This window comes from Nocardioides sp. Arc9.136 (assembly GCF_030506255.1).
Taxonomy (GTDB): Bacteria; Actinomycetota; Actinomycetes; order Propionibacteriales; family Nocardioidaceae; genus Nocardioides.
Window position 1 is genome coordinate 3,699,754 of sequence record NZ_CP113431.1, and the last position, 22,463, is coordinate 3,722,216.

Annotated in this window: 23 protein-coding genes; 10 read left to right on the forward strand and 13 right to left on the reverse strand. The window is 75.5% G+C overall.

From position 1 onward, the window contains the following. Positions 1-58: 58 nt before the first annotated feature. Positions 59-694: an HAD family hydrolase gene (locus tag OSR43_RS17885; protein ID WP_302268105.1), complete on the reverse strand. Its 636-nt coding sequence runs from the start codon at positions 692-694 to the stop codon at positions 59-61. A 98-nt stretch (positions 695-792) separates the two neighbouring features. Here OSR43_RS17885 and OSR43_RS17890 point away from each other — a divergent pair, with 98 nt between their 5' ends. Beyond that, positions 793-2,940 (forward strand): S8 family serine peptidase, encoded by a 2,148-nt coding sequence (locus OSR43_RS17890; protein ID WP_302268107.1) that lies wholly within the window; start codon positions 793-795, stop codon positions 2,938-2,940. On the opposite strand, the gene OSR43_RS17895 is transcribed toward OSR43_RS17890, so the two are convergent. The 5 genes from OSR43_RS17895 to OSR43_RS17915 are packed head-to-tail and all read right to left on the reverse strand — an operon-like array spanning position 2,924 to position 7,359. Further along, positions 2,924-3,343: an SRPBCC family protein gene (locus OSR43_RS17895; RefSeq protein ID WP_302268108.1), complete on the reverse strand. Its 420-nt coding sequence runs from the start codon at positions 3,341-3,343 to the stop codon at positions 2,924-2,926. The genes OSR43_RS17890 and OSR43_RS17895 overlap by 17 nt on opposite strands. Before the next feature lie 10 nt (positions 3,344-3,353). Continuing rightward, positions 3,354-3,959 carry a histone deacetylase gene (locus OSR43_RS17900; protein WP_302268109.1) on the reverse strand — a complete coding sequence of 202 codons (606 nt, stop codon included), beginning with the start codon at positions 3,957-3,959 and terminating at the stop codon, positions 3,354-3,356. A 3-nt stretch (positions 3,960-3,962) separates the two neighbouring features. Continuing rightward, a complete protein-coding gene (locus OSR43_RS17905) occupies positions 3,963-5,267 on the reverse strand; it encodes an RDD family protein (protein WP_302268111.1) in 1,305 nt (434 codons plus the stop codon). Further along, complete coding sequence (locus tag OSR43_RS17910) at positions 5,267-6,541, reverse strand: FHA domain-containing protein (RefSeq protein ID WP_302268112.1); 1,275 nt, start codon at positions 6,539-6,541, stop codon at positions 5,267-5,269. The genes OSR43_RS17905 and OSR43_RS17910 overlap by 1 nt, the downstream gene beginning before the upstream one ends. Beyond that, complete coding sequence (locus OSR43_RS17915) at positions 6,538-7,359, reverse strand: PP2C family serine/threonine-protein phosphatase (protein WP_302268113.1); 822 nt, start codon at positions 7,357-7,359, stop codon at positions 6,538-6,540. The genes OSR43_RS17910 and OSR43_RS17915 overlap by 4 nt, the downstream gene beginning before the upstream one ends. 24 nt (positions 7,360-7,383) lie before the next feature. Between OSR43_RS17915 and OSR43_RS17920 the strand changes: the two genes are divergently transcribed. From OSR43_RS17920 to serA, 5 genes are all read left to right on the forward strand, one after another. Then, on the forward strand, positions 7,384-9,648 hold the full coding sequence (locus OSR43_RS17920) for a helicase C-terminal domain-containing protein (RefSeq protein WP_302268114.1): 2,265 nt from the start codon (positions 7,384-7,386) through the stop codon (positions 9,646-9,648). A 9-nt stretch (positions 9,649-9,657) separates the two neighbouring features. Next, entirely contained in the window at positions 9,658-10,182 is a 525-nt protein-coding gene (locus tag OSR43_RS17925) for a CGNR zinc finger domain-containing protein (protein WP_302268115.1), read from the forward strand. 7 nt (positions 10,183-10,189) lie between these two features. After that, complete coding sequence (locus OSR43_RS17930; protein WP_302268116.1) at positions 10,190-11,830, forward strand: DNA repair helicase XPB; 1,641 nt, start codon at positions 10,190-10,192, stop codon at positions 11,828-11,830. A gap of 113 nt (positions 11,831-11,943) precedes the next feature. Further along, positions 11,944-12,213, forward strand: a complete 270-nt coding sequence (locus tag OSR43_RS17935) for a hypothetical protein (RefSeq protein WP_302268117.1) — start codon at positions 11,944-11,946, stop codon at positions 12,211-12,213. A 264-nt stretch (positions 12,214-12,477) separates the two neighbouring features. Further along, entirely contained in the window at positions 12,478-13,677 is a 1,200-nt protein-coding gene (gene serA, locus OSR43_RS17940) for a phosphoglycerate dehydrogenase (RefSeq protein ID WP_302268119.1), read from the forward strand. A 31-nt stretch (positions 13,678-13,708) separates the two neighbouring features. Here serA and OSR43_RS17945 read toward each other — a convergent pair whose 3' ends face one another. Continuing rightward, complete coding sequence (locus OSR43_RS17945; protein WP_302268120.1) at positions 13,709-14,674, reverse strand: rhodanese-like domain-containing protein; 966 nt, start codon at positions 14,672-14,674, stop codon at positions 13,709-13,711. Positions 14,675-14,689: 15 nt separating this feature from the next. Next, positions 14,690-15,574, reverse strand: coding sequence for an aldo/keto reductase (locus OSR43_RS17950; RefSeq protein WP_302268121.1), 885 nt, complete (start codon positions 15,572-15,574; stop codon positions 14,690-14,692). Positions 15,575-15,648: 74 nt separating this feature from the next. Here OSR43_RS17950 and OSR43_RS17955 point away from each other — a divergent pair, with 74 nt between their 5' ends. Beyond that, the gene (locus OSR43_RS17955; RefSeq protein ID WP_302268122.1) at positions 15,649-16,818 is read left to right on the forward strand and encodes an RtcB family protein; all 1,170 of its coding nucleotides are present in this window, start codon (positions 15,649-15,651) and stop codon (positions 16,816-16,818) included. 57 nt (positions 16,819-16,875) lie between these two features. On the opposite strand, the gene OSR43_RS17960 is transcribed toward OSR43_RS17955, so the two are convergent. Together OSR43_RS17960 and OSR43_RS17965 are read right to left on the reverse strand one after the other, a co-directional pair. Continuing rightward, positions 16,876-17,631 (reverse strand): hypothetical protein, encoded by a 756-nt coding sequence (locus OSR43_RS17960; RefSeq protein WP_302268123.1) that lies wholly within the window; start codon positions 17,629-17,631, stop codon positions 16,876-16,878. Next, a complete protein-coding gene (locus OSR43_RS17965) occupies positions 17,631-18,107 on the reverse strand; it encodes a sigma-70 family RNA polymerase sigma factor (protein ID WP_302268124.1) in 477 nt (158 codons plus the stop codon). The genes OSR43_RS17960 and OSR43_RS17965 overlap by 1 nt, the downstream gene beginning before the upstream one ends. A gap of 92 nt (positions 18,108-18,199) precedes the next feature. On the opposite strand from OSR43_RS17965, the gene OSR43_RS17970 reads away from it, so the two are divergent. Next, the gene (locus tag OSR43_RS17970) at positions 18,200-19,078 is read left to right on the forward strand and encodes an oxygenase MpaB family protein (RefSeq protein WP_302268125.1); all 879 of its coding nucleotides are present in this window, start codon (positions 18,200-18,202) and stop codon (positions 19,076-19,078) included. Between the two features lie 57 nt (positions 19,079-19,135). Further along, a complete protein-coding gene (locus tag OSR43_RS17975; RefSeq protein WP_302268126.1) occupies positions 19,136-20,386 on the forward strand; it encodes a carboxypeptidase-like regulatory domain-containing protein in 1,251 nt (416 codons plus the stop codon). 12 nt (positions 20,387-20,398) lie between these two features. Here OSR43_RS17975 and OSR43_RS17980 read toward each other — a convergent pair whose 3' ends face one another. Next, positions 20,399-20,773 (reverse strand): nuclear transport factor 2 family protein, encoded by a 375-nt coding sequence (locus OSR43_RS17980; RefSeq protein ID WP_302268127.1) that lies wholly within the window; start codon positions 20,771-20,773, stop codon positions 20,399-20,401. Between the two features lie 34 nt (positions 20,774-20,807). Between OSR43_RS17980 and OSR43_RS17985 the strand changes: the two genes are divergently transcribed. Continuing rightward, positions 20,808-21,473, forward strand: coding sequence for a hypothetical protein (locus OSR43_RS17985; RefSeq protein WP_302268128.1), 666 nt, complete (start codon positions 20,808-20,810; stop codon positions 21,471-21,473). Here the strand turns inward: OSR43_RS17985 and OSR43_RS17990 are convergent. Together OSR43_RS17990 and OSR43_RS17995 are read right to left on the reverse strand one after the other, a co-directional pair. Continuing rightward, positions 21,462-21,752, reverse strand: coding sequence for a DUF4031 domain-containing protein (locus OSR43_RS17990; RefSeq protein WP_302268129.1), 291 nt, complete (start codon positions 21,750-21,752; stop codon positions 21,462-21,464). The two genes, OSR43_RS17985 and OSR43_RS17990, sit on opposite strands and share 12 nt — an antisense overlap. 7 nt (positions 21,753-21,759) lie before the next feature. Next, positions 21,760-22,455, reverse strand: a complete 696-nt coding sequence (locus OSR43_RS17995) for a copper homeostasis protein CutC (RefSeq protein WP_302268130.1) — start codon at positions 22,453-22,455, stop codon at positions 21,760-21,762. Between the last annotated feature and the right edge of the window lie 8 nt (positions 22,456-22,463).

Here is a 22,463-nt window from a genome sequence, read left to right on the forward strand (position 1 = left end):
CTACGAGGACGGCCAAGCCCCCGGCCACCGCCTTCCGGGTGCGATCGGGAGGGCGGCGTCAGGCCGCGCCGAGGTGCCCGTCGAGCCAGGCCGGGAACTCGCCGAGGCTGTCGAGGACGACGTGCGTGCCGGCCTCGAGCAGCTCCTCACGGGTGCAGCCGCCGGTCAGCACCGAGACGCTGAGCGCGTCGGCGGCGAGCGCCCCCTCGACGTCGTGGACGTGGTCGCCCACGTAGATCGAGGCGCCCTCGCGGCGCATGACCGCGGCCTTGCCCACGCCCCAGACCCAGCCCTCGAGGTGGTCGACCTCGAGGCCGAGGTGGTCCAGGTGCAGGCGCGCGTTCTCCGGGAACTTGCCGGTGACGACGATCGTGCGACCACCCCGGCGGCGGACGGCGTGCAGCGCCTCCTGCGCCCCGGGCAGCAGCGGTACCGAGGTGATGGCGTGGTCGGGGTAGAGCGCGCGGAACCGGTCGCCGGCCGCGGGGATGGCCTCGGCGGCCAGGTAGGGCTCGAACAGCAGGTCGAGCGGTGGTCCGAGGCGGGCCGTCATCTCCTCGACCGGGAAGTCCACGCCGAGCTCGGCACCCAGCGCCCGGAGCACCGAGCCGAAGCCCGGCGCGGTGTCGATCAGCGTCATGTCGAGGTCGAACCCGACCACCAGCCGGTCGTCGGTCGAGGCAGCAGCAGACACCCGGCGAGGGTAGTCGGGAGACCGCGAGGCGCACGATCCCGCCCACGAGGCGCGGGCGTGGGCCACAATGGAGGACTCCTGGGACGGAAGGGGCAGCAGTGAGGCAGACGACCGTGCGCGTACGACGCGTGCTCGCCGCCGCCCTGACGGCGCCCGCCCTGGTGCTGGCCGGCCTCGCCGGACCGGCCGCCCCGGCGACGGCGACGGCCGAGGACGTCGCGTTCGAGCCCGCCGGGCAGCGGATGCACCTGGTGACCCTGGCCGGGCCGGGTCTCGCCGGTCACCGCGGCGGGCTGCCCGCCCCCTGGTCGCGCGAGGCGCTGCTGCGCCAGCAGGACGCCCTCCTGGCGGCGGTGGACGCGCCGGCGCCGGCGTACCGCTGGACCACGGCGCTGAACGGCTTCGCGGTCCGGCTGGGACGGGCCCAGGTCGCTGCGCTGCGGGCCGACCCCGCCGTCGCCCTCGTCGAGCGCGACGAGGTGCGCCCGCTGGCGGGCCGGGCCGCGCGCGCGACCGCCCCGGCCGGCGGCGTCGCCCGCACGCGTGGAGGTGCCGGGGTGGTCATCGGCATGGTCGACTCCGGGCTGGCACCGGGGAGCCCGCTGTTCGCCGACGTGCCCCGCCTCGGCCGGGCACCCGAGCGGTTCGCCGGTGAGTGCGAGGCCGCCGCGGACTGGCCGAGCGAGCGGTGCAACCGCAAGGTCGTGGGCGCCCGCTGGTTCGTCCGTGGCTTCGGCGCGGACCGCCTGGCCGCAGGCGCCTCGCTGAGCCCGGTCGACGACGACGGCCACGGCACGCAGCTCGCCTCCATCGCGGCCGGCAACAGCGGCGTCACCGTGCGGGTCGGCGACCGGCGCATCGGCCGGTTCGGCGGCGTCGCTCCCCAGGCACGGCTGGCGGTCTACAAGGCCTGCTGGACCGCACCCGACCCGCGCGACGACGGCTGCGCGACCTCCGACCTCGTCACCGCGGTCGACCAGGCCGTCTCCGACGGCGTGGACGTGCTCAACGTCGCCGTCGGCGGCGGCGAGGGGTACGACGCGCTCGAGCGCGCGCTGCTCGGGGCGGCCGAGGCCGACGTCGCGGTCGTGGCCGCGGCCGGCAACGACGCCCGGAAGGCCTACGCCGGGCACCCGGGGCCGTGGGTCACCACGGTCGGTGCCGCCGCCGGGCCCCAGCGCCTGGGCCGGGTCGCGCTGGCCGGCGGGCCCACCCTGACCGGGGCCACCTCCTCGGCCGGTGCGGTCGGCCCGGCCCGGCTGGTCCGCGGCGCCGACGTCGCCGTGCCGGGCGCCGGCCGCGAGCGCGCCCGCGTGTGCGCACCGGGCAGCCTCGACGCCGCCGCGGTCGCCGGCCGGGTCGTGGTCTGCGACCGCGGCGGCTCGGTGGCGCGCGTGGAGAAGTCGCGGGCCGTCGAGCACGCCGACGGTCGTGGCATGGTGCTGACCAACGTCCGCCCCGGCTCCACCGACGCCGACTTCCACCACGTCCCGACCGTCCACCTGGACCGGCGCAACGGACGGGTCCTGGACCGCTGGCTCGCCGGGCACCCCGCCGGGCGGGCCACGCTGCGGGCGGTCGGCACCGCGCCCGCCCCCGACCGCGTCCTGGCCTGGTCGAGCGGCGGCGACCCGTCCGGTGACCTGGTCAAGCCCGACGTCGTCGCGCCCGGCAGCGGCGTGCTCTCCGCGGTCCCGGCCGCCGGCCGCGCGGCACCGTGGGACCTCGCGGCGGGCACGTCCGCCGCGACGGCGTACACCTCCGGCGCCGCGGCGCTGCTGCGCCAGCGGCACCCCACCTGGTCGGCGACCGCCGTGCGCTCGGCGCTGGCGACGACCGCCTCCCCCGTCGCCGGCGGGGTCCTGCGCACCGGCGCGGGCCGGCTGCGTCCCGAGCGCGCCGGTCGTCCGGGACTGGTCCACCTCGTCGCGCCGGGCGACTACCGCGCCTGGCTGGACAGCGAGCTCGACGGGGACCTCAACACGCCCTCCATCCTGCTGACCGGCAGGAGCACCGCGACCCGGACCGTCACCAACGTCACCGGCCGGGCGCGCTACTTCTCCTCCTGGGCGACGGGCTTCGCCGGCCGCGTGCGGGTGCGCCCGGCCGCCGTCCGGCTCGGCCCCGGGGAGAGCGCGACCTACACCGTGTCGGTGTCGGCCGGGCCCGACGACGGGTACGTCGTGTGGCGCGGCGGGTCGGGCACGACCACGCGGGTGCCCGTGGCCGTCACCGGCCGTCGCTGAGGCCCTCGGCCAGGGCGGTGAGCCGCGCCAGGGCGAGCGGGGCGTCCCGCGTGACCATGGGGCCGACGTCGCCGGCGCCGGGCCCGGTGACCGTGGTGGCGACCGTGACGACCGCCCCGTCGCCCTCCGCCCGCACGACGTGGTCGATCTCGATGACCAGCTCGCCCATGGTCAGCCGGTCCAGGTAACGCCTGCCCGGCTCGACGACCTCGAGGGTGAAGGGCGCCTCGACGCCGCCCGCGAGCGTCATCGTCCCGGCCGCACCCTCGCCGAACGTGCCCTCCAGGGCGACGGCCTCGACCGCCGGGTCCCAGGCGTGCCAGCTGCCGACATCGGCCCACAGCGTCCAGACGGCGCCAGGGCCGGCGGTGGTGGTCGTGGACTCCTCGTGCTCGAACGTCATGCCAGGCAACCTAGGGCAGGTCCCCGCCCGCGGGTCGTTGGAGCGACGCGAGGTACGCCGCCGCCTCCGCCTCCGACCAGCCGCGGGACTCGCGCAGCCCCGCGGCCATGACGGCGAGGTAGGCGTCGGCGGGGCGGGTGTGCGGCACGTGGTCGGCCCCGTGCGGGGCGGTGAAGGTCAGCAGCGGGTGGCCGTCGACCCCTCCCACCTCGACCAGGGTCTCGTAGTGGCCCGGCCCGGCCTCGTGCCGGCCGCCGTCGAGCGGGTCGAGCACCAGCTCCTCGATGGGGTCCCCGTCGGCCGGGAGGCGGTACATCTCCTGGGCCGCGATGTCGGCGAGCTGCCCGGCGGTGACCAGGTAGGCCCGGGCCGCGGTCGCCCCGGGGCGGGCGTGGTCGTAGAACGCCACGCCGCCGCCCCACTGCGGCGACCGGCCGGCGAAGTACGTCGTGCCGGGCAGGTCGACCGGCATGCTGCGCAGCGGCGGCGAGGTGTCCCGGGCCCCCGGGTTGTGCCGGTTGCCGCCGGGAGGACAGCCGCCCTGCAGGTAGCAGGCCAGGCGGTCCGCGGCCATGTTCGACCCGTAGGAGACGTACCAGACCAGGCCCCCGGCCACGGCTCAGCCCTCCCGGGCGACCGTCATGTGCCGGTCGCCGAACCGGACGAGGTCGCCCTCGAGCAACGTGGTCGCCTTGCCGGCCGCCAGCGGCCGGGAGACCCCCTGGCGCACGAGGACCGAGCCGTTGGTCGAGCCGCGGTCCATCACGACCAGGACGCCGTCCGGCGCGACCTGCACCTGGGCGTGGGTCTTGGACAGCGACATGTCGCCGGAGCGGAGCGGCACCAGGTGGCGCACCGGCTCCCCCTGCCGCGGCTCAGGTCGGCGGCCGACCAGCACGAGCCCCTCGACCACGAACGACTCGCCGCTGTCGAAGCCCACCCGCCAGCGGGCCGGACCGGTGCCGCTCGCGCGGATGACGGTCCGCTCGGCCGTCGTGTGGCTGCGCGGAGCGGCCGCGTGGGCCGGGGCGGGCGTCCCCTGGCCGATCGTGCCGGCCGACTCCGGCGTGGTCGGGGCGGGTTCGTCGACCAGCGGCGGGCCGAGCTTGCGGCGCTTGGCGCGCGGCGGCGGGGGCGGCGTGGTCGGCGTGGTCGGCGTGAGCGCTGCGGGTGCGGCCGCCGGCGTCGGCACCGGCGTCGTGGTGGTGGCCGGCGTCGTGGTGGTCGGGGGCGCGGGCGGCGGCGGCAGGGGCGGGGCGGGCGGCGGGTCCGCCCGGGGGGCCGCGGGCGGGGGCAGGACGGGTGCGGGCACCGCCGAGGGGGGCGGCGCCGCGGGGCGGGGGGCGCGCGGCGGGGCGGACGGGGTCGTGACCGCGGGCGGTGCCGGGACGAGACGCATCGCCGTCAGGTTGACGACGTGGCGCGGGGCCGCCGCGACCTCCTCGACGATGACCGGCACCGGCCGCACGTCGACGACGACGGCACGGGTGAGCCGGTCGTGCGCGCCGCGGCGCTGGCCGCTGCGGTCCATCACGGCGGTCCAGGCCAGCGTCGCGAGGCCGAACCCGAAGGTCGGCACGGCCGCCAGCCCGAGCACGAGCGAGCGCAGCATCGCGGCAGGGACGCCGATCGGCGCGCCCGTCGACTCGTGGACCACGCGCAGGCCGAGCAGCGCGCGTCCCGGCGACGTGCCGCGCAGGCCCAGGAGCAGGGAGAAGAGGAGGGACACCACGACGACGACACCGACCAGCACGCCGACCCCGGTCCAGGTCCGGCCCTCCTCGAAGAGGAACCGCCAGGCGAGGAGGCCCGCGACGGCGTACGCGCCCCACGCGATGAGCCGGTCGACGGCGAAGGCGTAGAACCGCCGGTCGAGCTCCGCCGCCGGGAAGGTGGTCGCGGCGGCGGGTGCGTCGCCGGCCATCAGGGCTTGGTGACCTGGATGGTGACGCCGTCGCCCAGGTCGATGACGGCACCGGGGATCAGCTGGACGGCGATGCCGGGCTGCAGCTCCTCGGGCCCGAGGCCGGGCTGCACCAGGACGGTGCCGTTGGTCGAGCCGAGGTCGGTCACCACGGCCAGGCCGTGGTCCGCGCCGGAGCCAGGACGCACCTCGAGGTGGGTCGAGGAGATCTCCTGCTGCGGGCTCGGCACGGTGACCAGGCGCGGCTGCTCGGTCGAGGTGAACCGGCGCGCCTCGGGCGCCCGCCCGACGAGCACGGCGCGGTCGACGTCGATCGTCTCGCCGTTGGACACCACCAGCCGGGCGACCGGGCGCGAGGTGACCGCCGGCGCCTGGGGCTGGCCGGGGATGCCCGAGTGGGGACGCTCGTACGCCGCCGGGTCGGCCGCGCCGGCCCGGGTCTCGCCGTCGTGGTCCACCACGTCGGTGGCGGCCGTGTCGGGCGCGGCCGGGGGAGCCGGCGGTGCCGGCGGCGGGCCGGGCGGCGGGGGCGGGATGTCGGGCGGCAGCACCGGCGGAGGCGGCGTCGGCGGCGCGGGGGGCGGCGGGGGAAGGGTCGGCGGCGCGGGCGGCGCGGGCGGCGCGGGCGGTGGGGGCGGCGGGGACGAGGGCGGAGCCGGGACGGGCGGGAGGGACGTCGTCGGCGGCTCGTCGTCGGTCCGGTCCGGTCCGGACCCGTGGTCGGACCCGTGGTCGGTCTCCTCGTCGGCGACCTCGCCCAGCTCGGTCTCCGGCTCCGGGCCGAACTCCGGCTCGTCGGCGACCGGCCGGGCGACCGGGCCGGCGCCGGGAGCCTCGGCCGGCTCCTGCAGCCGTGAGAGGCGGACGAGCCCGTCGGCGACGGTGAGGTCGGGGCCGCCGGGACGCTCGTCGAGGACGACCGAGAGCGCCGAGACGGACACCCACGAGCGCTCGACCCAGGTGGTCGCCGAGGCGCCGTCGACCTCGACGGTCTCGCCGTCGGCGGCGACCGTGACCCGGACCCGCCCGCGGACGAGCAGGCGCGTCGAGCCGTCCTCGGCGGTGGTGGCCAGCACGAACGCCGGCACCGCCCGCAACCCGTCGGACAGCAGCGCGTCCAGCAGGACGTCGGCGTCGGCCCCGTCGTCGACCAGCGGCCACAGCGCCGCCGCGCGGGCGCGCTCGGTCGGGGGCAGCAGCACGGTGGTCCGGCTGCCGAGCACCCCGAACCACTGTCCCGGCCGGTAGGACCGGGTCGTCGTCTGCTCGCTCACGGAAGGGCTCCCAGTTTCTGCTCGAGACTCACCCGTTGGGCGTCGGAGTCGTAGGAGAACTCGCTGACCAATCCCACCACATCGACGACCACGACCGTCGCGTTGTCCTTGCCGCCGGCCGCCAGCGCGGCACCGACGAGGTGGTCGGCCGCGTCGCGCGGGTCCTCGACACGGCCGAGGATCTCGGCCATGTGGTCGTCGCCGATCATGCCGGTGACGCCGTCGGAGCAAAGCACGAGCCGCTCGACCGAGGGCAGCGGCAGGAGGAAGTAGTCGGCCTCGGCACCCTCGGGTCCGCCGAGCGCCCGGGTGATGACGTGCCGCTCGGGGTGCACCGCGGCGTCGTCCTCGGTGATCGCGCCGGCCTCGACGAGCTCCTGCACCACGCTGTGGTCGACGCTGACCTGCTCGAGCCGCGCGTCGACGTACCGGTAGATCCGCGAGTCCCCGAGGTTGGCCAGCAGCCACTTGGGCTCCCCGTCGTCCTCGACGAGCAGCGCGACCACCGCGGTGGTCCCCGCGTGGAACCGGCTGGCGCCCCGGGCACGCTGGGCGGCGCCGTACTCGGAGATCCGGCGCTGGCAGTCGCGCAGGGTCGCCGCGATCACCTCGGCGCCGCGGGCGGGGTCGTAGCCGGCGTCGGCCAGCCGCCCGAACTCCTCGACGACGATGGCGCTGGCGACGTCGCCCCCTTCGTGCCCGCCCATCCCGTCGGCGACCACGAAGACCGGGGGCGCGGCGAGGAAGGCGTCCTCGTTGACCTCCCGCACCAGGCCGACGTCGGTGGCCGCCCCGTGGTGGAGCTCGACGGCCTTCACGCGCCGCTCGGTAGCGTTGAGGGGATGTCCGGACACCGCTCGCTCGCCGACCAGCTGCGCAGCTGGTCGGACGACCGCTTGTCCCGGCTCCTGCACGAGCGTCCCGATCTCGCCACTCCCGCCCCTCATGACTCCGGCCAGCTGGCGTCCCGCGCGGCCACTCGTTCGTCCCTCGTCCGTGCGCTCGACGACCTCACACGGCTCGAGCTCTGCGTCCTTGATGCCCTCGTCGTCGCAGGTCAAACCACACCCGAGGAACTCCTCACCCTGGTCCGGGCCAGCCCGGAGGCCACGACCGCGGCGCTCGACCGCCTGCTCGACCTGGCCCTGGCCTGGGAGTCCACGGCGGGGCTGCGCGCGCTGACGGGCGTGCCCGAGGCGATGGCGGGCGTCCGCGGCGGCGGCACCAGCGGGCTGCACCCCCGCTCCCCCGACGCCCCCGCGCCCGCCGAGGTCGAGCGGCGGATCGGCGAGCTCTCGCCGGCCGCCCGCACGCTGCTCGACGTCGTCGCCGAGCAGGGCGGCGAGGCCACGACCGGCACCTCGAGGCACCACGTGTCCGTCGCCGACGCCGCGACGCTCGCCGAGGAGCTGCTCGCACGCCGGCTGCTCGTCCCCCGCGGCGGCGGGACGGTCGTGCTGCCCGGCGAGGTGGGGCTCGCCCTCCGCGGCGGGACCACCACCCGCGAGCCGGTCGACGAGGTCCCCGAGGTCGTCACCTCCGACCGCTCGGGCACGCTCGTGGACCGGGCGGCGGCCGGCGCGGCGTTCGAGCTGGTACGCCGCGTCGAGCTCCTCCTCGACCACTGGGGAACCAGCCCGCCGACGGCGCTGCGCAGCGGGGGCCTGGGGGTGCGCGACCTCAAGGCGACCGCGGTGCTGCTGCACCTCGACGAGCCGACCGCGGCGCTCGTCGTCGAGGTGGCGCACGCCGCCGGGCTGGTCGCGACCACCGCCGACCGCGACGGCAACCCGGCGTGGGTGCCGACCGACCTCTTCGACACCTGGTCGGCCCAGGACCCCGCCCCGCGGTGGGCCGCCCTGGCCCGGGCCTGGCTGGACACGCCCCGCCTGCCGAGCCTCGTCGGCCAGCGCGACCCCCAGGGCAAGGCCTGGAACGCGCTGCAGCCCGAGCTGTCCTCCGCGACGGCCGCGGAGGCGCGCCGCATGACGCTCGAGGTGCTGGCCGGCCTGCCCGCGGGGCAGGTCGTCGCCAGCGGGACCGGTCCGCCCTCGGTGGTCGCGCGCGTCGGATGGCTGCGCCCGCGCCGGCCCCGCACGCGCGCCGACCAGGTCGCGGCCGCGCTGGTCGAGGCCGCGGCGCTCGGCGTGGCGGGGCTGGGCGGCCTGGCGACGTACTCCCGGCCGCTGCTCGCGGGCGAGGACCCCACCGAGGCGCTGGCCGGTCTGCTGCCCGAGCCGGTCGACCACGTGCTGCTGCAAGCCGACCTCACCGCGGTCGCGCCCGGCCCGCTGGAGTCCGCGCTCGCGCGGCGCCTGCAGGTCGTGGCGGACGTGGAGTCGCGCGGCGGGGCGACGGTCTACCGCTTCACGCCCGGCTCGGTGCGCCGGGCGCTCGACTCGGGGTGGACGGCGGTGGAGCTGCACGACTTCGTCTCGTCGGTCTCCCGCACCCCGGTCCCCCAGCCGCTGACGTACCTCGTCGACGACACCGCGCGCACCTACGGGGCGGTCCGGGTGGGCGCGGTGGAGGCCTTCCTCCGCTCCGACGACACCTCGGCGCTGACCGAGCTCGAGCACCACCCGCGGGCCGCCGGGCTCGGGCTGCGCCGGATCGCGCCGACGGTGCTGGTCTCGACGACCCCGCTCGACGTGCTCCTCCCCCGGCTGCGCGAGCTCGGCGGAGCACCCGTCGTGGAGGCCCCGGACGGCACCGTGCACGTCGCCCGCCCGGACGTGCTGCGCGCCCGCACCCCGAAGGACCGGCGGGTCCCGGCCCGCACCGCCGCCCGGCAGGCCGCGACCGCCTCCGCGGTCGTCACCGCGATCCGCTCCGGCGACCGCGCCGCGTCCGCACGGCCGGCCACCGCGCAGGCCGCCCAGCTGTCCCCGAGCGGCTCGCTGGCCGCGCTCCGCGGGGCCGTGGAGTCCCGCACCCCGGTGCTGATCGCCTACGTCGACAACCAGGGCACCTCCACCGAGCGGATCGTCGACCCGGTCTCCGTCGAGGGCGGCCAGCTGACCGCGCACGACCACCGCAGCGACGACCTGCGCACCTTCGCGGCCCACCGGATCACGAGCGTCCGGCCCGTTGAGCCGTCTCCGTAGACTCCGCGGGTGGACTTCATCCGGTACGCCGAGCAGTCGGCAGCGCTGCTCAACGCGGACCTCGTCGACGTCGACGCGCTCGTCGCGCACCTCGCGGACCGGCCCTGGCTTCAGGAGCGCGCGACCGACCGCGACTGCATGCTGCTGCGGCGGCACCAGCGCGACCTGCGCCCGGTCTTCGAGGCCTCCGCGGCCCGCGACGTCGCCGCGGTCGTCGACGGCCTCAACGAATTGATGGCCCGGCACCCGGTCAGCCCGCGCATCTCCGGGCACGACGGCCGCCTGCACGTCCACGTCGCCAGCCGCACCGCCTCGGTGGCCGAGCTGCTCGTCGGCGAGTCGCTCCTCGGGCTGATGACGCTCGTGTGCGACCTCGGTCCGACCCGGCTCGGCGTCTGCGCGGCCGACCGGTGCCACCAGGTGTACGTCGACACCTCCCCCAACCAGTCGCGCCGCTACTGCTCGGACCGCTGCTCCTCGCGGGCCAACGTGGCGGCGTACCGCGCCCGGCAGAAGGCGGTCCTCCCCGCGTGAGCACCCGATGAACGACGGCCCCCTCATCGTCCAGTCCGACAAGACCCTGCTCCTCGAGATCGACCACGAGCGCGCGGCCGACTGCCGCAAGGCGATCGCGCCGTTCGCCGAGCTCGAGCGCTCCCCCGAGCACGTGCACACCTACCGGCTCACGCCGCTGGGGCTGTGGAACGCCCGCGCCGCCGGCCACGACGCCGAGCAGGTCGTCGACACGCTGCTGGAGTACAGCCGCTACGCCGTCCCGCACGCGCTGCTCGTCGACGTGGCCGAGACGATGGCCCGCTACGGCCGGCTGCGACTGGAGAAGCACCCCACCCACGGGCTGGTGCTCTCCTCGACCGACCGGCCGGTGCTCGAGGAGGTGCTGCGGGCCAAGAAGGTGCAGGGCATGATCGGCGCCCGCATCGACGACGACTCCGTGGTCGTGCACGCCTCCGAGCGGGGCAACCTCAAGCAGGCGCTGCTGAAGATCGGCTGGCCCGCCGAGGACTTCGCGGGGTACGTCGACGGCGAGGCCCACCCGATCGAGCTCGACGAGTCCGGGTGGCAGCTGCGCGACTACCAGCGCGACGCGGCCGAGTCCTTCTGGCACGGCGGGTCCGGCGTCGTCGTGCTGCCCTGCGGGGCGGGCAAGACGCTCGTCGGCGCCTCCGCGATGGCCCACGCCAAAGCGACCACGCTGATCCTGGTCACCAACACGGTCTCGGCGCGGCAGTGGAAGGACGAGCTGGTGCGCCGTACCTCCCTGACCGAGGACGAGATCGGCGAGTACTCCGGGTCGGTCAAGGAGGTCCGTCCGGTCACCATCGCGACGTACCAGGTCCTGACCACCAAGCGGAAGGGCGTCTACCCCCACCTCGAGCTGCTCGACGCCCGCGACTGGGGCCTCGTCGTCTACGACGAGGTGCACCTGCTGCCGGCGCCGATCTTCCGGATGACCGCGAACCTGCAGGCGCGCCGCCGGATCGGGCTGACCGCCACGCTGGTGCGCGAGGACGGCCGCGAGGGCGACGTGTTCTCCCTCATCGGCCCCAAGCGGTACGACGCGCCGTGGAAGGACATCGAGGCCCAGGGCTGGATCGCCCCGGCCGACTGCGTCGAGGTCCGCGTGACGCTGCCGACCGACGAGCGGCTGGTGTACGCCGTCGCCGAGCCCGAGGAGCGCTACCGGCTCGCCTCGTGCACCGCCGAGAAGACCCGCGTCGTGCGGGACATCGTCGCCTCGCACCCGGGGCAGCCGACGCTGGTGATCGGGCAGTACATCGAGCAGCTCGACGAGCTCGCCGCCTCCCTCGACGCCCCCGTCATCAAGGGCGACACCCCGGTCAAGGAGCGCCAGCGGCTCTTCGAGGCGTTCCGCTCCGGGGAGGTCGGGCTGCTGGTGGTCTCGAAGGTCGCGAACTTCTCCATCGACCTGCCCTCGGCCGAGGTCGCCATCCAGGTCTCCGGCTCCTACGGCTCCCGCCAGGAGGAGGCCCAGCGCCTCGGCCGGCTGCTGCGGCCGAAGTCCGAGGGCAAGACCGCGCACTTCTACACGATCGTCTCCCGCGACACCGTCGACGCCGACTTCGCCGCCAACCGGCAGCGGTTCCTCGCCGAGCAGGGGTACGCCTACCGGATCGTCGACGCCGAGGACCTGCCGGCCTGACGCCGTCGCACCCTGGGGGTGGCGTGGTCCGATCGGGTGGTCAAGTGCGCCAGGAGCACGGTTGTGTCCCGATGCGCACTCATTGACGCCGGCAACCTTTTACCTTCGGCGTCATGAAGATCCGCACCCTGCTCGCGACCTCCGTCGTCGCCGCCGTCACCCTCGTGGGCGGCCCCTCCGTCGCCGCGCCGGCCCCCGTCGGCGACGGCGCGGTCTCCGTCGTCGTCGCCAAGAAGCCCTGCACCAAGACCTCCAGCGGGACCTGCATCAAGGGCGGCCAGTTCTGCCCTCAGGCCAGCTACGGCAAGAGCGGCTGGGACGCCGCCGGCAGGCGCTGGGTCTGCAAGGGCGACAAGGTGCACCCGCACTGGCTGAAGCCCTGACCGTCGCGTCGGCCACCCGCCGGACGCCTGGCCCCTGTGGTCCTGGGGCGCGTGGGGCGTCTGGGGGCAAGTGGGACCACTGGCCGCGCTTTTCTCACGCTTCGCGGCCGTTGCAACAGCAGGGAAGCGTCAACATCCCAGGTTCACTTGGGATGTTGATGCTTCCCTGCCTCCTCGACCACACACCCCCACACGGTCCCCGCGCCGTCTCACCACCCCGCGGCGAATCGGAGGTCGGGGTCGGACGGTCCTAGGGTCGTGACCGTGAAGGCACTGCTGCTGGAGAACATCCACCAGGTGGCCGTCGAGTCGCTCGAGGCCAAGGGGTACGAGGTCGAGCTGCTGAGCCGCTCCCTCTCCGAGGACGAGCTGGTCGAGGCGCTCGCCGGCGTCTCGCTGCTCGGCATCCGCTCCAACACGAACGTTACGGCGAAGGTGCTGGCCAACGCGCCCGAGCTGCTGGCGATCGGCTGCTTCTGCATCGGCACCAACCAGGTCGACCTGCCGGCGGCGACCGAGCGCGGGGTGGCGGTGTTCAACGCGCCGTACTCCAACACGCGCAGCGTCGTGGAGTTGGTCATCGGCGAGATCATCGCGCTGGCCCGCCGGCTGCCGGAGAAGATCGAGAAGATGCACGCCGGCGTGTGGGACAAGTCGGCCAAGGGCAGCCACGAGGTGCGGGGGCGGACCCTGGGCATCGTGGGGTACGGCAACATCGGCACGCAGCTGTCGACCGTCGCCGAGGCCCTCGGCATGCGGGTCGTCTTCTTCGACACCGCCGACCGGCCCGCGCACGGCAACGCCCGGCGGATGTCGACCCTCGACGAGCTGCTCGCGATCTCCGACGTGGTGAGCCTGCACATCGACGGGCGCCCCGGCAACGCCGGCCTCTTCGGGCACGAGCAGTTCTCGAAGATGAAGCCGCGGGCGATGTTCGTCAACGCCGCGCGCGGGATGGTCGTCGACACCGAGTCGCTGCGCGAGCACATCCTCGCGGGCCACATCGCCGGTGCCGCGCTCGACGTGTTCCCGGTCGAGCCCAAGGCGCAGGGCGACCCGTTCGAGTCGCCGCTGCGGGGCCTGGACAACGTCATCCTCACCCCGCACGTGGGCGGCTCGACGCAGGAGGCGCAGGAGGAGATCGGCTGGTTCGTCTCGGGCAAGCTCGCGTCGTTCGCCCAGCACGGCAGCACCGCGCTGTCGGTGAACCTCCCCGCCGTCAACGTCCCGGTGCTCGGCTCCGGCCACCGCCTCGGCTTCCTGCACCGCAACGTGCCCGGCGTCCTGGCCCGGCTCAACGAGATGCTCGCCGAGCAGGGCGACAACGTGCTGGGCCAGCAGCTGGCCACGCGCGGGGAGCTGGGGTACGTCGTCACCGACGCCGCCGCACCGGTCTCCGACGGCTCGCTGGAGCAGCTCGTGGCCTCCGAGAACGGGCTCTGGGTCCGCACCTGGCAGGCCTAGCCGCGGCCCGTTCGGTGCGGCCGGGGTCCGGCTAGGGCGTTCCGACCGCCTCGCGCGGGAGCGGCCCCACGTCGCCGACCCGCCCGGGGGCCACGGCGGCGTGCCGCTGCCCGGGCCCGGGCCCGTTGCGGGCCGCGAGCGCGTCGGCCACCAGGCCGGTCACGGCGGCGTACACGCCCTTGTGCAGCAGGTCCACGGCCAGCTCGCCGCGGGGCCAGGTCTGCGGGGGCGCCCCGACGCCGGTGGCGTTCTCGAGCACCTGGTCGGTGGTCAGCCGGATGACCGCGAACTTCGCCGAGGCCACGGGCCCGCGGAGACCGGCGTGGGCCATGACCGAGCGGACGACGCCGACGAGGGCGGCCTGGCCGTGGTGCATCGCCCAGTTGGTGGCGACCGCGCGGCCCCCGGCCTGCTCGGGCAGCGCGGTGAGCCGCTCGAGCACGCGTGCGGGCACGTAGGAGTCCGGGCGGCCGGTCAGCCGCTGCTCTAGCTTCTCGCCCAGGGTCATCACCGCGACCCCGACGGCCCCGGCCAGCAGTCCCTCACCCACGACGCGTCGGATCATGCCGGGGGCGGTACCCGACCGGGCTGCGGGGAGACCCTCGCGCGGGTCCACGTGGAGCCAGGCCTGGAACCCACCGGCGAGGTCGGTGGCGTTCACCAGGCCGAGACGCTGCAGGGTGCGCGCGGCGAGGCTGGAGCTGTAGCCCTCGTTGCACACCACGACCACCCGGCGCTCGGGGTCGTGGTCGATGCCGGGGAGGCGGTGCGCACAGCCGGGGTCCAGCCGCCACTCCAGGACGTTGCGGTCGACGACGACCGCGCCGGGCAGCTCGCCGTCGCGCTCGCGCTGCTCGACCGGACGGGTGTCGACGACGAGGGCGCCGGCGGCCACGGCCGCTGGGAGGTCCTCCGGCCGGACCCGGTCGAGACCGCGTCGGCACTCCTCCAGCAGCCGGTCGATCGCCGCCGGCGGACCCTCGTCGTACCCGTCCACCACCACAGGGACGTCTTAGTCGGCGTTCAGCCGGGAGAGCTCGTCGTCGGTGAGCTCGAGCTCGGCGGCCGCGGCGCTGTCGGTGATCGACTGCGGCCGCTTCGCGCCGGGGATCGGGATGACGACCGGCGACTGGGCGAGCTCCCAGGCCAGGGCCACCTGCTGGGCGCTGACACCGCGGGCGTCGGCGACCTCCTTGAACGCCGGGTGCTTCTCGGCCAGCGACTTGGCGTCGCCCAGGCCGCCGAGCGGGCTCCAGGGGAGGAACGCCAGGCCGAGCTCCTCGCACACGTCGATCTCGGGGCGGCTGGAGCGGAACGCCGGGGAGAACTGGTTCTGCACGCTCACCAGCGCACCGCCGAGCACCTGGTGCGCGGCACGGATCTGGTCGGGGTCGGCGTTCGAGAGGCCGACCATCCGCACCTTCCCGCTGTCGGCGATCTCCTTGAGCGTCCCGATGACCTCGTCGTACGGCACCGCCGGGTCGGGCCGGTGGTGCTGCCACAGCGCGATCTGCTCGACCCCGAGCCGCTGGAGGCTGGCGTCGACCGCCTGCCGGAGGTGCTCGGGGGAGCTGTCGGTGTCCCAGCCGCCGCCCTCGGTGCGGACGTGCCCGCCCTTGGTGGCGAGCAGGACCTGGCTGCGCACGCCGAGCTCGTCGAGCAGGCCGGCGACCAGCCGCTCGTTGGCGCCCTGGGCGTCCGCGCCCTTCTCCTCGCCCGGCCCGTAGGCGTCGGCGGTGTCGAAGAGCGTGACGCCCGCGTCGAGCGCCGCCCGCACGGTGTCGGCGAGCTGCTCGCGCGGCTGGCTCCCGGACTGGTCGAAGGTCATCAGCCCGAGGCCGATGGCCCCGACCTGCACCTGGCCGACGTGGTCGTTGCCGATCGCTCGTGTCCTCACCGCGCCCAAGTGCCCCGTGGGGACGGTGGTGAAACGGGGGTCACGACGCGGACCGCGCGGGGTACGGGCACCGGGTGGAACGGATCTCCCCCACCCTGCTCAGCTGGGCGTCGGTGCTCGAGGAGGGCACGCGCGCCCAGGCCGTCACGACCGCGTCCATGCCGTTCATCCATCCGCACGTCGCCCTGATGCCCGACGCCCACCTCGGGCTCGGCGCCACCGTGGGGTCGGTCATCCCGACCAAGGGCGCGATCATCCCGGCCGCCGTCGGCGTCGACATCGGCTGCGGGATGATCGCCGTCCGCACCCAGCACTCCGCGGACGACCTGCCCGCCGACCGGCGGCGGTTGCGCGAGGCGGTCGAGCGGGCGGTCCCGCTCTCGGCCGGGGCCCGCAACGACGCGGTCACCCGGGACCACACCCGCGACCGGCTCGCGGTGCTGCGGCGGGAGGCCGAGGGGATCGGCCTGGACCCGGCGTCCTACGCGAAGCACTGGGAGCTGCAGCTGGGCACCCTGGGGTCCGGCAACCACTTCATCGAGGTCAGCCTCGACGAGGAGGACCGGGTCTGGCTCTTCCTGCACTCCGGCTCCCGCGGCGTCGGCAACAAGATCGCGCAGAAGCACGTCGCGGTCGCCCGCCAGCGGTGCGAGCGCGAGGGCGTCGAGCTCCCCGACCGGGACCTCGCCTGGCTCGCCGAGGGGACCCCGGCGTTCGACGCCTACATCCGCGAGATGCAGTGGGCCCAGCACTACGCGCTGCTCAACCGCGAGGAGATGATGGACCGCTTCGTCACCGAGGTGGAGCGGTGGACCGGGGTGCCGGTGCAGCGGGTCGAGGAGATCAACTGCCACCACAACTACACCGAGCCCGAGCACCACTTCGGCGAGGACGTGTGGCTCTCCCGCAAGGGGGCGACCAACGCCGAGGCCGGCCGCCCCGGCCTCATCCCCGGCTCGATGGGCACGGCGTCGTACGTCGTCGTCGGCCGGGGCGACCCCGACTCGCTCCGCTCCGCCCCGCACGGGGCCGGTCGCAACTACTCCCGCACCCGGGCCCGCAAGACCTTCACCCGCGACGACCTGCGCACGGCGATGGCCGGCATCGAGTACCGCGACACCGACGCGTTCATCGACGAGATCCCCGCGGCGTACAAGGACATCGACGTCGTCATGGCCGACGCCGCCGACCTGGTGGAGGTGCGCCACACGCTGCGGCAGGTGGTCAACGTCAAGGGCGACTGACCCGGCCGCGGTCCGCGGCCGGGGCCGGCTCAGGACGGCGCGCTCAGGACGGCGGGCTCAGAACGGCGTGGCCGTCGACAGCTCGGTGCCGTCGGCGTCGTACGCCGTCGCACGCACGTCGGCCAGCTCCGGCGACGTGAGCCCGTCGGGCAGCCAGAACATCGCCACTCCCCCGCCCACCGCGGCGTCCAGGACCTGCCCGTCCACGTCCACCGTGACCTGCTCGACGCCGGGCCCGACGCGGAGCGCACCGGCGACGTCGCGGGCCGGCGCGTCCGGGTCGTCGGAGGCGGCGGTCAGGCCGATCAGCCCGACGTCCGCACCGGGCCGCAGGCCGTCCCAGCGGCCGACGACCGCGCTGCGCAGCCGGGTCCCGCGCCGGGCCTCCTCCCGGAGCGTGCAGAGGGCGTAGCTCCCTCCGGCCCGGTACACCGCGACGGTCTGCCCCCCGCGGGTGTCGGCCGCCACCGGGTCCGCGCCGGGCGCCAGGTCGGCGCCGAGGTCGCGCACGTGCCGGGCGCACTCCCGCCCGGTCTCGCCGGCTTCCGGGGCCGGCAGGTTCACCATCGCCGGTCCCCACGCGGCCCGGGCCTCCGGCACCAGCGGCGAGCTGCCCGGCGGCGCCATCACCGACGTACCCAGCACGCCCACCGCGCCGACGGCGGCCGCGGCCACCACACCGCCGGCGACGGCCCGGCGGCGACGCCGGCCGAGCCGGTCGCCCCGGGCGAGGATGCTCTCGACCGGTGTCTCCATGGTCAGGTGCGACGTCTGCGCCCGCAGCTCGCCCCGCACGTCCCTGCTCGTGTCCATCAGTGGCTCCTCTCGGGTTGGTGGAGGTGTGAGCGGAGCGTCGCCAGCGCCCGGTGGAGCTGGGAGGCCACCGTCCCCGGCGCGATGCCGAGCCGGGCGGCGGTCTGCGCGGTGTCGAGGTCGAGCAGGTAGCGCAGGACCACCACCTCGCGCTGCCGGGGCGGCAGGAGCCGCAGGGCCGCGACCAGGTCGGCGCGGTGGTCCTCCCCGGTCGGGGTGGCGTCGGTCGGCACGGCCGCCGGCGACTCCCGGCGCCGCTTGCGCCACCAGGAGATGTTGGCGTTCACCGCGGTCCGCACGACCCAGGCCTCGGGCGCCTCGAGGGTCCGCACCTTCGCCCAGCGCGACCAGGCCCGGGCGAACGCCTCGGCGAGCGCCTCCTCCGCCTCCTCGGGGCGCATCCCGGTCCCGACCACGGCCCGCAGGCAGCGGTCCTTGCTGGCCCGGTAGAACTCGCTGAACTCGACGCTGCTCACACCTGGGTGACGCGCGGGAGGCCGGATCGCTTGCACGCGTGCTGCCCCTTTCTCGCGGGCGACGTGAGGGTCCGGACCGTACGCTCGGAGAGGTGACCACGGTGCGCGAACGGCTCGGCCAGGCGCTCTTCCTCCGCGTGGCGGGCCCCGACGGGGCCAAGCAGGCCGCGCGGATCCACGGACGGCCGGGCCCCCGCTGGTTCGAGGCGGACAGCGCGATCGCCCGGGTGCACGGCGACGCCTCGATGTTCGTCGGCGGCATCCGCGCGCTCCTGCTCCAGACGCTCCACCCCGCCGCCATGCGGGCGGTCTCGGAGCACTCCGGCTTCCGCGGGGACATGTGGGGACGGCTTGCCCGGACCAGCACCTTCCTCGCCGTGACCACGTTCGGCCACGCCGACGACGCCCAGCAGGCGGTGGACGTGGTGCGCCGCATCCACGACCGGATCACCGGCACGATGCCCGACGGGACGCCGTACGCCGCCAGCGACCCGCACCTGCTCCGCTGGGTGCACGTCGCGGAGGTCGACAGCTTCCTGCTGGCGCACACGACGTACGGCGCGGAGCCCCTGGACCAGGCCGGCCGCGACGAGTACGTCGCCCAGGTCGCCGAGGTGGGCCGCCGGCTCGGCGTCCTCGACCCCCCGACCACCGAGGCCGAGCTGCGCGAGGCGCTCGCGGCGTACCGCCCCGAGCTGCGCGGCACGCCGGAGGCCCGCGAGGCCGTCCGGTACCTGCTGTTCAAGCCGCCGCTGCCCCTGCCGGCCCGCGCGCCGTACGGCGTGCTCGTCGCCGCCGCGGTCGGCCTGATGCCGGCCTGGACCCGTCGCCACCTGCTGCTGCCGTGGCTCCCGGTCTCCGAGCGGACCGTCGTGCGGGTGCTGGGCTCGGTCGCCGTGGGGACGATCCGGTGGGCGCTGACCCCGCAGGGGCCCGTCCGCGACGCCCCGCAGGAGAGCCCCGCTTCTTGAGGGAAGCCTGAGGTGACGTTGCGGTCGGCTGGGGGTGGCCCTCCCTACCCTGACCGCATGGGGACCTCCACCAACCGGCGCCGTCGTGCCACGGCGCTCGCGCTCGCCCTCGGCCTGCTCGCCTCGCTGCTGCTGGCCCTCGGCACCGCCGCGCCCGCGCAGGCGGCCAGCGGCAAGGTCGTCGGCCAGGTGATCGGCAGCCAGGGCGGCAAGCTCAGGGTCGAGATGCTCTGGTTCGACAAGGGCTGGAACTACCTGGGCCGACGCAAGGTGGAGGGCGACATCTACTCCCTCTCCCTGCAGCCGGGGACCTACCACCTGCAGTTCGTCGACCAGCGGCCCTCCTACGACGTCACCAAGTACGCCCCCAGCGACGTCACCGTCACGGTGAAGGGCGGCGGGATCGTCCAGCGCGACGTGAGGATGCGTCGGGGTGCGGCCATCACCGGGACCGTGAAGGCCGGCGGTCGCCCGGCGGCCGGCGCCCGCGTGGTCGCCGCCAACACCAACGAGCAGTCCTACGAGGTCAAGGCGAACGGCAAGGGCCAGTTCGCCGTCGGCGGCCTGCCGGCCGGCAGCTACTCGGTCTTCACCTTCGACCGCAAGGACACCTGGGTCGGCAGGTCCCGCTACGTGCAGGGGCTCAAGCGCGGCCAGGCCAAGAACGTCGGCCTCGCGCTGACCAAGCGCGGTGGCAGCCTCCTCGTCCAGCTGCGGCGCGGCGACGGCACCAAGATGACCGGGTCCTTCTACGTCACCGCGGTCAGCAAGGCGACCGGGCAGTTCTGGACCGCCCGTGCCCGCCGGGGCGAGGTGGCCTTCCCGAACCTCTACCCCGGCGGGTACACCATGGTCGCCCCGGGCGTGGGCAACTGGTTCGCCCGCACCGCGGGCATCCAGGGCGCGAGCGTCAAGGCGGGCCGCGCGGACCTGGCCGCTTCCTTCCGCTGGACCAAGCGGGGCGCCTGGATCACCGGCTACGTCGTCGACGAGATGGACGAGGAGACGCCGATGGCGCGGGCCCAGGTCATGGTCTTCGACAAGGCCGGCCACAAGCTCGACGAGACCCTGACCAGCTCCGGCGGCTGGTTCACCCTCGACGGGCAGATCGCGACCCAGGGCGGACTGAAGATCGTCGTCAACCCCGAGCCGGACCGCGGCGGCTACATGCAGGGCGCCGCGTGGTGCCAGTTCAAGGGCACGACCTCTGGCCCGTGGTCGGTGCGGACCGGCGAGGAGACACCGGTCGACGCGATCGTGCTGCCGCACGCGACCGGCAAGGACGTCCCGTCCCAGTGCGTCGTCTGAGCGCCGAGGCGCTCAGGCCACGGTCATGTCCGTGTCGCTCCAGTACGCCCGCATGCTGGTGATCCGCGCGTCGTCGTCGAAGGTCATCACGTCGATCGGGCTCAGCACGTAGGTCTGGTCGCCGACCTTCGTGCGGACCTCGAAGTGGAAGACCGCCTCGCCGGCCACCACCCGGGCGGTGAGCAGGCTGGTCTCCTGCTCCATGCCCTCCAGCGTGGCGTAGAACGCCTCGATCTGCTCCCGCGTCCTGAGCGGCTCCTTGCCGACCGGGTCCTCGACGGTGGCGCCGTCGGCGTAGAGGGCGGAGATCTCCTGCGCGGTGCCCGACCCCACCAGCGCGACGTACTGCTCGACGACGGCTCGGACGGCTTCGTTGCTCGCAGGCATGGCCCGCACGGTAGCGGTCCGCCAGACTGGGCGGGTGGACGACGACCATCAACGGCTGACCGCCTCCTGGCCACTCCCCGGCAGCGAGGACCTGCGCGACGAGCTCGCCGCGGCGTACTCCTCGCCCGACCGGGGCTACCACGACACCCGGCACCTCGCGGAGGTGGTGGCCCGGCTCGAGGAGCTGGCCGGGCACGGCGCCGCCCACGACCGCGTCGTGGTGCTGCTGGCCGCCTGGTTCCACGACGGGGTGTACGACGGCGAGCGGGACGCCGAGGAGCGCTCGGCGGTCTGGGCCGAGGTGGCGCTGGCGGGGCTGGTGCCCGACGCCGCGGTGGCCGAGGTCGCCCGCCTGGTGCGGCTGACCGAGACCCACCTGCCCGCGGACGACGACGCCAACGGCTGCGTGCTCTCCGACGCCGACCTGGCGATCCTGGCCGCGCCGCGCGAGCGCTACGAGGAGTACGTCGCGGCGGTGCGCCGCGAGTTCGCGCACCTCGACGACGAGACGTTCCGCGCCGGGCGGGCCCAGGTCCTGCGCTCGCTGGCCGAGAAGCCGCACCTGTTCCACACCACCTGGGCGCGTGCGCACTGGGAGACGCCCGCCCGGGCCAACCTCGACCGCGAGCTGGCGGAGCTGACCGGACCCGCGCGGCCTGCGGGGGTGGCCGGGCGGGCGGCCGAGGAGCTACCGGCCTGAGGTCCCCTGCCCGGGACCGCGGACGTCGCGCTTGCGGCGCCGCAGGCCGGTCGCGACCAGCCGGGCCACGAGCTCACGCGAGCTGATCGGGGTGGCGCCGGCGGCCACCACCCGGTCGTACCACTCCGCGGGCACGTCGTAGTGGTCGCGGTCGAAGCCGCGCTCGGGGATGCCGAGCCCCCGGGCGAAGACGTGCAGCTCCTCGTAGGAGCTGTCGCTGGCCAGGTGGGACCACAGCCGGCCGTGGCCGGCCGCGTTGGGCGGGTCGACGAGGATCACCGGTGCCTCACCCCAGCAGCCGGCGCCAGGAGCGCACGTGCCCCGCGTCGACGTAGGAGCGGTACGACGCCCCGGGCCGGACCTGGGTGTCGAGGGCCAGCTGCCGCACGCCGGCCCGGAGCAGCCACGGGACGTGCTCGGCGAGCAGCCCGCCACCGGCGACGAGGAGCCGGGCGACGGCCGGGTCCGCGGCGGCGGCCAGCAGGTCGTCGTACCCGACCGTCATGCCCTGCGGCGAGCCCGAGGAGTGCACCCCGGCGAGGCCGGGAAGCCCGAGCACGCGCCGCCAGGAGCGGCGGGGGTCCAGGGTCGCGTCGAAGGCCCGGGAGAACGTCCAGGGCAGCCCGTCGGGCAGGCGCTCGGCGAGGTGGGTGCAGACGGCCGTGTCGACCTCGAGGTCGGCGTCGAGGAAGCCGAAGGAGAAGCCCGCCGCGCCGCAGGCGGCGTAGTCGGCCGCGAGGCCGACCAGTCGCGCGAGCTCACCGCCGGTGGTGGTCCAGGAGTCGTCGAGCCGCAGCACGACGTGGACCGGGAGGTCGGACTCGCGGCACACCGCCGAGACGAGCGCCGGCTCCGGCGAGAGGCCGGCCGGCGTCGCCAGGCGGACGCGGTCGGCGCCGCCCTCGGCCGCGCCCGGGACGTCGCGCTCGTGGGCGACGGCGACCTCGAGCACGGTGTCTCGGGCGTCGCGGGGCTCCGGCATGGGCCCAG